Annotated in this window: 12 protein-coding genes; 3 read left to right on the forward strand and 9 right to left on the reverse strand. The window is 44.5% G+C overall.

Annotated features, from left to right (window positions below; genetic code table 11):
• Positions 1-35: 35 nt before the first annotated feature.
• From FE392_RS00480 to FE392_RS00490, 3 genes are all read right to left on the reverse strand, one after another.
• Entirely contained in the window at positions 36-1,529 is a 1,494-nt protein-coding gene (locus tag FE392_RS00480) for an aldehyde dehydrogenase family protein (protein WP_319928272.1), read from the reverse strand.
• A gap of 13 nt (positions 1,530-1,542) precedes the next feature.
• Positions 1,543-1,923 carry a cupin domain-containing protein gene (locus FE392_RS00485; protein WP_319928273.1) on the reverse strand — a complete coding sequence of 127 codons (381 nt, stop codon included), beginning with the start codon at positions 1,921-1,923 and terminating at the stop codon, positions 1,543-1,545.
• Between the two features lie 95 nt (positions 1,924-2,018).
• The gene (locus tag FE392_RS00490) at positions 2,019-3,320 is read right to left on the reverse strand and encodes an NAD(P)/FAD-dependent oxidoreductase (protein WP_319928274.1); all 1,302 of its coding nucleotides are present in this window, start codon (positions 3,318-3,320) and stop codon (positions 2,019-2,021) included.
• A 522-nt stretch (positions 3,321-3,842) separates the two neighbouring features.
• Between FE392_RS00490 and uriH the strand changes: the two genes are divergently transcribed.
• Positions 3,843-4,793, forward strand: a complete 951-nt coding sequence (gene uriH / locus FE392_RS00495) for a uridine-preferring nucleoside hydrolase UriH (RefSeq protein ID WP_319928275.1) — start codon at positions 3,843-3,845, stop codon at positions 4,791-4,793.
• A gap of 54 nt (positions 4,794-4,847) precedes the next feature.
• On the opposite strand, the gene FE392_RS00500 is transcribed toward uriH, so the two are convergent.
• Positions 4,848-5,633 carry a sulfite exporter TauE/SafE family protein gene (locus FE392_RS00500; protein WP_319928276.1) on the reverse strand — a complete coding sequence of 262 codons (786 nt, stop codon included), beginning with the start codon at positions 5,631-5,633 and terminating at the stop codon, positions 4,848-4,850.
• 269 nt (positions 5,634-5,902) lie between these two features.
• Positions 5,903-6,073 carry a helix-turn-helix domain-containing protein gene (locus tag FE392_RS00505; protein ID WP_319928277.1) on the reverse strand — a complete coding sequence of 57 codons (171 nt, stop codon included), beginning with the start codon at positions 6,071-6,073 and terminating at the stop codon, positions 5,903-5,905.
• Positions 6,074-6,291: 218 nt separating this feature from the next.
• Between FE392_RS00505 and FE392_RS00510 the strand changes: the two genes are divergently transcribed.
• Positions 6,292-6,504, forward strand: coding sequence for a helix-turn-helix domain-containing protein (locus FE392_RS00510; RefSeq protein WP_092513025.1), 213 nt, complete (start codon positions 6,292-6,294; stop codon positions 6,502-6,504).
• Positions 6,505-6,559: 55 nt separating this feature from the next.
• Here the strand turns inward: FE392_RS00510 and sugE are convergent, their stop codons facing one another.
• The gene (gene sugE / locus FE392_RS00515; RefSeq protein ID WP_319928278.1) at positions 6,560-6,874 is read right to left on the reverse strand and encodes a quaternary ammonium compound efflux SMR transporter SugE; all 315 of its coding nucleotides are present in this window, start codon (positions 6,872-6,874) and stop codon (positions 6,560-6,562) included.
• A 202-nt stretch (positions 6,875-7,076) separates the two neighbouring features.
• Positions 7,077-7,643 carry an elongation factor P gene (gene efp / locus FE392_RS00520; protein WP_319928279.1) on the reverse strand — a complete coding sequence of 189 codons (567 nt, stop codon included), beginning with the start codon at positions 7,641-7,643 and terminating at the stop codon, positions 7,077-7,079.
• 40 nt (positions 7,644-7,683) lie between these two features.
• On the opposite strand from efp, the gene epmB reads away from it, so the two are divergent.
• Positions 7,684-8,712, forward strand: coding sequence for an EF-P beta-lysylation protein EpmB (epmB, locus tag FE392_RS00525; protein WP_319928280.1), 1,029 nt, complete (start codon positions 7,684-7,686; stop codon positions 8,710-8,712).
• A gap of 58 nt (positions 8,713-8,770) precedes the next feature.
• Here epmB and FE392_RS00530 read toward each other — a convergent pair whose 3' ends face one another.
• Together FE392_RS00530 and FE392_RS00535 are read right to left on the reverse strand one after the other, a co-directional pair.
• Positions 8,771-9,028 (reverse strand): hypothetical protein, encoded by a 258-nt coding sequence (locus FE392_RS00530; RefSeq protein ID WP_319928281.1) that lies wholly within the window; start codon positions 9,026-9,028, stop codon positions 8,771-8,773.
• 75 nt (positions 9,029-9,103) lie between these two features.
• The gene (locus FE392_RS00535) at positions 9,104-9,445 is read right to left on the reverse strand and encodes a DUF4156 domain-containing protein (RefSeq protein WP_319928282.1); all 342 of its coding nucleotides are present in this window, start codon (positions 9,443-9,445) and stop codon (positions 9,104-9,106) included.
• Positions 9,446-9,539 lie beyond the last annotated feature (94 nt).

Consider the following 9,539-nt stretch of genomic DNA (forward strand, 5'->3'; position numbering starts at 1 on the left):
TCAAGTCTTTTAACTATCAATCAGCAGTTACATTATCAATAACGCATCATAACGGATTTCAGCTCCGTATAATGCTCAATGAAGGCGCTGCCAAATTCGCGCCCCATTCCAGACGATTTACTGCCACCAAACGGAACCGCGGGGTCGAGTAATGTGTGCATATTGATCCATAAAATACCCGTTTCAATGCGAGGGATCATTCGCATCGCTTTACTCAGGTCATTCGTCCACAAGCTGGCAGCCAGACCAAATGGTGTTGCATTCATCATGGCAACCAACTCTTCCTCATCATCGTAACTGAGGAAAGTACCAATCGGCCCGAATGTTTCTTCTTTCATTAACGTATCTTCGGTACTCTTTGCCCTCACTATCGTAGGTGCGACAAAAAATCCCGGCCCTTCCAGCGCATGGCCTCCGTGGACAATTTCACAACCTTCTTGCCGTGCTTTTTCAAACAAAGAGAGGATTTTTTCGTAATGCTCCCGGTTTGCCAATGGCCCCATTTCCGTTGATTCATCAAATGGTGAACCGATTTTCATTGCAGACAAACGCTCAGAGAGCCTTTCCAAAACAGCTTCCATATGAACGGATGGAATATAGAAACGTTCCGCCGCGGCACAGATTTGCCCTTGGTAGATGTATCCCGCTTCCAGTATGCCATCGACGATTTTTTCAACGCTCATATCTGGCAGGAAAGCCGCCGCGTTTTTGCCACCAAGCTCCAGTGTTGTGTGCTTGATTCCTTGTTCTAGCGCCGATTTCCCGACGTTCACTCCCGTCGGGACAGAGCCTGTAAAAGTCACCTTGGCACATTGGGGATGTTTAATCAGAGAAGCGCCGACCTGAGCGCCAGATCCATTGACGACATTGATCACACCATCCGGGATCCCCGCCTCTTTTGCCAGCTCAGCTATACGCAGCATGGTCAGGGGAGTATATTCACTGGGTTTAAGCACAATGGTACACCCACTGGCTAATGCCGCACCCAATTTCCAGATGGCGATCATAATGGAAAAATTCCACGGAATAATGCCAACCACAACCCCGACAGGTTCACGGCGGGTAAAGGCGCTATATTTTTCCCCTTTGAATGATGGCAATGAAACATTCAGTGTTTCTCCACTGATTTTGCTCGCCCACCCGGCAAAGTAGCGCAGGTAATCACTGGATGCCCCAATATCCAGCGCACGGGATAATTGAATCGGTTTACCGGAACATAAACTTTCCAGTTGTGCCAATTCCTCCCCATTTTTTTGCAATAAATCGGCTAGCCGACTCAGGCAGTTTCCCCGTTCGATGGGAGAAGTCTGCTCCCATATTCCGTGAAAAGCGTCCGAAGCGGCTTGCATTGCCTGATTAACCTCATTTTCCCCTCCTTGATTGACCGTCGCGATAACCTTTCCAGATGCAGGATTCGTCACGGAGAAAGTGGGGTTTTCCTGGCTGAGAATTGAGACTCCATTAATATAGTGACCATGAGAACGTTGCAAAAAAGTTGTAACGCACTCCAACAAATTAACTTCACTCATTATCTTCTCCTATCTAGCCAGACAGTTGCCCATTTACACAAGCCATATAATGTTTGACGAAGCGCTCACCGGTGATTTCCCACAATACCTCAGTTCCTTTTGCCGCAAACCAAGAGTCGCCTTGATGATATTCAACCGTCTCTCCGGTTTTCACATTCGTCAGTTTTACTGAGCCTTCATGCACCGTTGCCATTTCATCGAAGGGATAGGTCATTTTAAATTTACCCTTGGTGCAGGCGAAAATACCGCAGGTCAAATTATCCGCAGGCTCCCCATGTATCATCGCTCCGCTCGCCTGTGGGTCTCCCTCCACCACAATAGAACCAAGATTGGTGACACTGCCAAATGGCATTAATTCAGGAAGTGCTTTATCTAACAATAATGGCTTTATCATGACTTTCTACCTTTTAGTTTTTTTACCGTTCAAACAGTATGTTGCAAACAAAACTGTTAAAAATGGAGAAAAGAGAACACTGGGCAGGAATAAAATTAAAGACGCCCCGTCCAATAACCTGAAACCTGATGCCAAATCTTGCCGGCAGATAAAAGGACATTCCTCAATTCATCTTTGCCAATAATATTGAGATGCGGGATTGAGCTCAGCAGTGAATAACGATCAGATCCCTCGCTCATGCCTTCTGCCAGAACCTTGCAGATAATGTGGCTCGGTGTCACACCAAAACCTGAATAACCTTGAACATAGAACACATTGTCGTGATTAGGCAGGGAACCAATTTGCGGGAATAAATTAGCGCTGCAAGCCATCGGGCCGCCCCATGCCAATTCTATTTTTACATCTTTCAGGTAGGGGAAGGTTTTCAGCATGATATTGCGGTTCCAGGCTTTTAAATCGGAAGGCATATATTCAATAAGCTGCGTCGCACTACCATATAACAGGCGGTTTTCTTTGGTCACACGGTAGTAATCAATGATAGGGCCAATATCGCTGTAAGCCCCGCGAATCGGGCTGATCCTTTCGATAAGCTCATCTGACAGCTCTTCTGTCATTAGCTGGAAGGCGTAAGTATTGATCGTTTTTCTATAAATAGTCGGCTCAAGCCCATTCAAGAATGAATCACATGCCCACAGCATTTTACTGGCACGGACTGATCCCATTGCGGTACGCACTGTGACTCTCGGGCCATATTCCACATTCAAAACCTGGCTGTTTTCGAAAATCTTAACGCCATATTCTGTTACTGCCTTGGCTTCGCCCAACATTAGATTAAGTGAATGAACATGCCCGCCTCCCATATGTTTTATTGCACAGGTATAGCGTTCTGAACCGATGACTTTTTTAACATCAGCACCGGTATAAAGCTCAATTTCTTCATCAGGTAAAGCCGAGCGAAATTCTTTCAACCAACTCTGCAATGTTTTTTCATGGCGTGCATTCCAGCCAAGATAGGCATATCCACGGCAAAAATCAGCCTGAATATCATATTTGGCGATTCGGTCACGAATGATCCCGGCTCCCATGCTGCTGATTTTGAATATTGTTTCTAAGCCTTTGTCACCGACATGACGCCTGATCCTTTCTATATCATGACCAATCCCTGTCATAACCTGCCCACCATTGCGGCCTGTACCGCCGTACCCCAATGTCCGGCCTTCTAAGATCGCAATATTCGTGATGCCTTTTTCAGCGAGTTCCAACGCTGTATTGATACCGGAAAAACCGCCACCAATGATAACAACATCAACATCCAGATCTTCTTTCAGTATTGGGAAGCGAAGATCATATTTCTTAGTTGCCGCATAGTATGTCAATGAATCTATTTCATTATTCATGTTATACCCCGTGAGCATCTGCTTTTGCCCTTGACGGTTGCAGATAACAGCCGTGTCACCCTGCATGTTCAAGAGCGTTTACCATATCCATTGAATATTGGTTATTTCGGTGTATCAACAAAACACCGAAGAAAAATATTAATAAGTTAATAAAATTGCATTAAACAATCATGCTTATCTCGACTTAACGGTATATATATGAATCATATGTATCTAAAATGCTCAATTTATTTATTGTTTATATGTTAATCAAATCACAATTAATAAGGACTTAATTAATAATTAATAGTTTTCTCGTTGTAGTTTTGTGATGGTTTCCCGAGGAATTTTTCTGGCAATGGATTATTCTAAAAATAGATATTTACATTTAGTCACCAAGAGATGAGTCACTAAAAATTACTAGAATAAACAGTTGGTTGAGATACCCAATGAATTTCAAAATGTGGCACATCGGCAGGGAAACAAATTTGCCCGGCCAATAAAGCGACAACTTGAAAAACGACAGGTATAAGAGGAGTAAACATGCTGCCGAAGAAAATTATCCTTGATTGTGATCCTGGGCATGATGATGCCATTGCCCTCCTGCTTGCTCACGGAAATCCTGATATTGAACTACTGGCTGTGACAACCGTTGTTGGCAATCAGCTTCTCGAAAAAGTGACCCACAACGCGCTTTCCGTCGCCCGTATCGCCAATATTCACAATGTTCCTTTTGCCGCAGGGTGTCATCGGCCACTTGTCCGGGAAATCAAAACTGCACCGGATATTCATGGCGAAACGGGCTTGGATGGCCCGATTTTGCCTGAGCCGACGATGAAATTAGATCCCCGCCATGCCGTGGATTTAATCATTGATGTCATTATGGAAAACCCACCCAAAACTGTGACCTTAGTTCCGACGGCTGGTTTAACCAATATCGCGATGGCAGCCCGCAAAGCGCCGCAGATTGTTGAGCGAGTAAAGGAAATCGTATTAATGGGAGGTGGCTATCACAAAGGCAATAGAAGTGCTGTTGCAGAATTCAATATCGTGATCGACCCAGAAGCTGCACACATTGTTTTTAATGAAAAATGGCCGCTGACTATGGTCGGTTTAGATCTTACGCATCAGGCTCAAGCGACACCTGATATTATTGAGGCAATTTCCCAGATTAAAACGCGTCCCGCTCAATTCGTTTTGGATGCACTGAAATTTTACGGTGACAGATACCGTGAACACCAAGGATTTGGCTACCCTCCCGTGCATGACCCTTGTGCAGTCGCCTATGTTATCGACCCTGCTGTGATGACAACCCAAAAAGTTCCTATCGATATCGAACTGACAGGAGCCTTAACAACGGGGATGACTGTCGCTGATTTTCGTTATCCACCACCAGCAGATTGCCATACCCAAGTGGCGGTTAAGCTAGATCATGCCAAATTCTGGCAACTGGTCATTGATGCTTTAAAAAACATTGGTGAAACAACCTATTGATGATTTCCTTTGGTCATTAAGGCCGTGTTTACTCGATGATGACCAAAGGTATCTTTACCCGACCAACCGAATTCCCATCAGCACAGCACTGCATAAGATTAGAAACAGCGTGGCATATTGAAATACTTTGTCAGGCAATTGCTTCAATAAATAATTAGCAAAAGGGATCCCCAACAAAGAACCAATAAACAAAATCAGCGCTAATTTCCAATCAGTATGGCCACCTTGAGCGTAAGCAAAAGCAGATGTACCTGACAGTAACATCGTGACAAAAAGAGAGACTCCAATGGCTTGTTTGATATTCATCTGCGCATAGCGCAGCAAAAATGGCAACACAACTATTCCCCCTCCAACGCCGGTCGCCCCCAACAATAATCCTGCCCCTGTACCGGGCAACAAAAGGGGTTTCATCAAGCCAGATTTTGGGATCGTGTCCATCATGGGTTTCTCTGGCCCGCGTATTCGACAATAAAAAAGATACAGGGAAAACAGAATAGCCAATACGACCAACAGATTGATCCCCCATTCAATTTCCATCTGATTATAGCTTGAGTGGCTTAAGGCGGTAACGCCATAACTTGCCAGCACCGTACCGGGTATCATGATCAAAAGAATCATCAAAGATTGGCGCAGAGGAATATTTCCCATGCGAAAGTGCATGTATGATGATGATATTTTCATCAACATGGATAGAAGATTAGCCGTAGCGACAGCAGCCAGTGCATCCAACCCAAAAAAATAGGTCAGGACAGGTAAGACTATCACGCCGCCACCAACGCCGGTCGTGCTGATAATCAAACCAATAACTGCACCAACTGCAAGCTCAGAAATTAATAGCATTATTTTATTTCCAGCCGGAATTGAATTGAAACTCACCAGTTAACGAAGCATTTTCCACATAATATTGCAAAAGGACATATCGTATTCAAAAAAAGAATATGCATGAATATGAATATCGTTGCCTTGTTACAACAGATTCACAATGGATGGGAATGAATCCCCCGGAGGGCAGATAACCGTATGCTCTAAAAACGGTGGCCGGGGCAAGTGAGTATCATTAACAAAGATGCGACTTAAAAAACGGCGGGAAAATTGTTGGTTGATGGTTTTTAATGGGGAGGAAACAGGGTTTCAAAATCAAATAGTTCTTTCAATTCAACTTGTAGCCCATTGGCAATCACATAAATAATTTCTAAAGTAGGATTTCTTACACCTCGCTCAATCCCGCTGACGTATGTGCGATCTAACCCGCATTTATCAGCAAAAGCTTCCTGTGACATCCCTGCCGCTTTCCTGAGATCTCTAATTCTTTGCCCAAAAAGGGATCTGATGTTGTTCGATGTTTTCATCCGATAAGTATCGATTCGTGTTACTTATCCGACCACGGACTATGAGTCACGTTTCAATCTGAGTTATGCTATGATATGTGACTTATAGTCTACTGGTTAATAACTTACTTTTTAATTGAAAAAACGATAGATAATTGGAGATATTAAGGATGGAAAAAAAAGACTGGCATTCCGCCGATATTATCGCTGAGTTAAAAAAACGTGGAACAACGTTGTCAGAAGTATCGCGGGCAGCGGGACTTGCATCTTCAACCCTTGCCAATGCATTACAGCGACACTGGCCAAAAGGGGAACGTCTTATCGCAGCAGCATTGGAGCGCACGCCAGAAGAAATATGGCCCTCGCGCTATGAAGGAAAATAACCATAAATAGAACCCAGCCTTAGCTGGGTTCATTTATCCGCACATTTATCAGCACTTAACTGGCTAACTTTAACCCAATAATACCGGCAACAATCAGAACGAGGCTAAACACTCTGGCAATGTTTGCTGATTCTCCCAAAAACATAATGCCAAAAATAGCTGTACCAACTGCGCCAATGCCTGTCCACACTGCATATGCCGTGCCTGCCGGTAAATTTTTCATGGCATAAGCCAATAGCCCCACACTGACAATCATTGCACTTAACGTAATGACACTCGGTATAAGGCGCGAAAAACCTTGAGAATATTTCAGACCGACAGCCCACACGACTTCCAACAAACCCGCAATAAGGAGGATAAACCAAGACATGCTTTTCCCTTTATCAGATGACAAATGGGGCCGTCCCCAGTGAGTTGGCGTGTATTCGGGTCGTCCCGAATAACGATAAGAAATGAAAGGAAAGTATAACCATCCAGGCTAATGGCTTCAATAATGGCAAGCAAAGTTCTACAACAAAAAAACCGCGCCCCCTAGACGAAGAGGCCGCGGTTTTTTAAAATAATAGGTGCGGTTATTTCACGCGAGATACGTATTCGTTAGAACGGGTATCAACTTTGATAACTTCACCAATCTGAACAAACAAAGGTACTTTTACCACTGCGCCTGTGCTCAGGGTTGCTGGTTTACCACCAGTACCAGCAGTATCGCCTTTCAGGCCTGGATCGGTTTCAACCACTTCCAGTTCAACAAAGTTTGGTGGAGTTACAGCGATAGGACGGCCATTCCACAGAGTCAGAATACATTCTGCCTGATCGATCAGCCATTTTGCATTTTCACCAACCGCTTTCTCATCCGCAGCAAGCTGCTCGAAAGTTTCGTTGTTCATGAAATGCCAAAATTCGCCGTCGTTGTACAAATAGGTCAGGTTCATATCCATGACATCTGCACTTTCAACGGAATCTGTTGATTTAAAAGTTTTTTCCAGCAGTTTACCGGAAATCAGTTTACGAATACGGACACGGGCAAACGCTTGACCTTTACCTGGTTTAACAAATTCACTGTCAAGAATAGCGCACGGCTCGCCATCTAACATGATTTTAAGACCTGAACGGAATTCATTGGTACTATAAGTAGCCATGGAGATCCTCTAATTTTTAACAAAATGGCATAGCCAAAAAATGGCACACATTATAACCCACATTCACCCTGTCAGAGAAGTCTGGCTACAACAACTTGCGGATGTTATTACTGATCCCAATGAGTTGTTGCAATTATTGTCCTTGGACGCGCATGCCATACTGAAAGAAGGTAATGGGGCAAAGCGTTTATTTCCTTTACGTGTGCCAAAAACATTTGCAGCACGAATGAAAAAAGGAGATCCACGCGATCCCCTGTTATTGCAAGTCCTGACCGCCCGGGAAGAGTTTGTCACGACGCCCGGTTTTTCCACCGATCCATTAGATGAACAACAGAGTGTTGTTCCCGGATTGCTGCATAAATATCGCAACCGGGCCTTGCTATTGGTAAAAGGAGGGTGTGCGGTCAATTGTCGTTATTGTTTCCGCCGTCATTTTCCTTACGAAGATAATAAAGGCAACAAAAACAACTGGCAGATTGCGCTGGAATATATCGAACAACACACCGAGTTAAATGAGATTATATTTTCCGGTGGTGATCCGCTGATGGCCAAAGATCATGAGCTGGATTGGCTCATCAGCCGCATTGAGTCTATCCCCCACATTAAACGGCTGCGGATCCATACCCGGTTACCCGTAGTGATCCCCGATCGCGTCACACCTTCACTCTGTGATCGCTTGGCACAGTCCCATTTGCAAGTCATCATGGTTACGCATATCAACCATGCGAATGAAATTGATGATACATTCCGGGAAAGTATGTCGCGGCTAAAACAGGCAGGTGTAACGCTTTTGAACCAAAGCGTGCTGCTGCGTGATATCAATAATGATGCCGATACACTGGCAGATTTGAGTAACGCGCTTTTCGATGCGGGCATCTTGCCTTACTACATCCATGTTTTGGATAAAGTTCAAGGCGCAGCCCATTTTCTTGTGGACGATGAAGAAGCAAGAGCGATCATGCGGGAACTATTGACCAAAGTCTCTGGTTATCTGGTTCCAAAACTGACGCGGGAAATTGGTGGGGAGCCGAGCAAAACACCGTTGGATTTAGGGCTAACCCAAGGCTAGCACTCTTTCTTGAACGGGCGAATGGCCGATTTAACTCACCGTCATCACTGACGAACACCTATACCCAATGGATTTCAAGTTGCATCGCGGCGGCAAAGACTGAGTTCCGGTGAAAGGCATCCCCAGAAGCATAGATAACCGTAATTTTATAAAAACGGTGACCGGGGTGAATGAGTGCAGCCAACAAAGCGACAACTTGAAAGACGAAGGGTATAAATGGGCAGCGCACAGAAGCCAAATATGTATATGTAACAACATTAGATGTTACAAAGTATTCTTCTGAGCATTGCCCAAACAGCATTTTCACCAACCCCATCGATATTTTTCATCCACATACAGATAGCAGTGCTGCCTCACCTACGGGGTTATTTTATTGCTCATTCGTTGATGACTAAGGGCACTTATAGACTTGGCCTGCCATCTTGCTATCCAGCGGGACAAAACTGCCCAGTAAATTTTCAGATGGGCTGTTTGCGCCATAAATGACATTACCGCCCAATTCAGCCGCTTTATTGCGTAAATCATTTGCGGCACTGCGCATTGAGCTGCTTTCATTACTCACGCCATTAAGCCAGTTGCTCTGGGTGCCGATAACCTCACCCAACCGCTGACACTCGCTGCCTGGTTGATCATCCACAAAACGCACATTCGCGCCCGCAGAAGTCAATTGATGATTAGTGGTACACCCTGCCAACAACAATACGGATATACCGAGCCACATTTTAATTCGCATATCTTTCCTCATTGGTTATAGAAACGTCTACCATGATGATAAATATACCCTTTTGAAGGCAATTAAGACAAAAAAATCATAACCACCCGAATAG

Origin of the sequence: Xenorhabdus santafensis (assembly GCF_033949405.1) — a bacterium.
Classification (GTDB): Bacteria; Pseudomonadota; Gammaproteobacteria; order Enterobacterales; family Enterobacteriaceae; genus Xenorhabdus; species Xenorhabdus santafensis.

Coding starts and splice junctions, on each gene's coding strand:
- FE392_RS00490 (WP_319928274.1), bottom strand. CDS start 3,320: ATGAATAATGAAATAGATTCATTGACATACTATGCGGCAACTAAGAAA.
- sugE (WP_319928278.1), bottom strand. CDS start 6,874: ATGTCTTGGTTTATCCTCCTTATTGCGGGTTTGTTGGAAGTCGTGTGG.
- FE392_RS00510 (WP_092513025.1), top strand. CDS start 6,292: ATGGAAAAAAAAGACTGGCATTCCGCCGATATTATCGCTGAGTTAAAA.
- efp (WP_319928279.1), bottom strand. CDS start 7,643: ATGGCTACTTATAGTACCAATGAATTCCGTTCAGGTCTTAAAATCATG.
- uriH (WP_319928275.1), top strand. CDS start 3,843: ATGCTGCCGAAGAAAATTATCCTTGATTGTGATCCTGGGCATGATGAT.
- FE392_RS00530 (WP_319928281.1), bottom strand. CDS start 9,028: ATGGGGTTGGTGAAAATGCTGTTTGGGCAATGCTCAGAAGAATACTTT.
- FE392_RS00505 (WP_319928277.1), bottom strand. CDS start 6,073: ATGTCACAGGAAGCTTTTGCTGATAAATGCGGGTTAGATCGCACATAC.
- epmB (WP_319928280.1), top strand. CDS start 7,684: ATGGCACACATTATAACCCACATTCACCCTGTCAGAGAAGTCTGGCTA.
- FE392_RS00535 (WP_319928282.1), bottom strand. CDS start 9,445: ATGCGAATTAAAATGTGGCTCGGTATATCCGTATTGTTGTTGGCAGGG.
- FE392_RS00480 (WP_319928272.1), bottom strand. CDS start 1,529: ATGAGTGAAGTTAATTTGTTGGAGTGCGTTACAACTTTTTTGCAACGT.
- FE392_RS00500 (WP_319928276.1), bottom strand. CDS start 5,633: ATGCTATTAATTTCTGAGCTTGCAGTTGGTGCAGTTATTGGTTTGATT.
- FE392_RS00485 (WP_319928273.1), bottom strand. CDS start 1,923: ATGATAAAGCCATTATTGTTAGATAAAGCACTTCCTGAATTAATGCCA.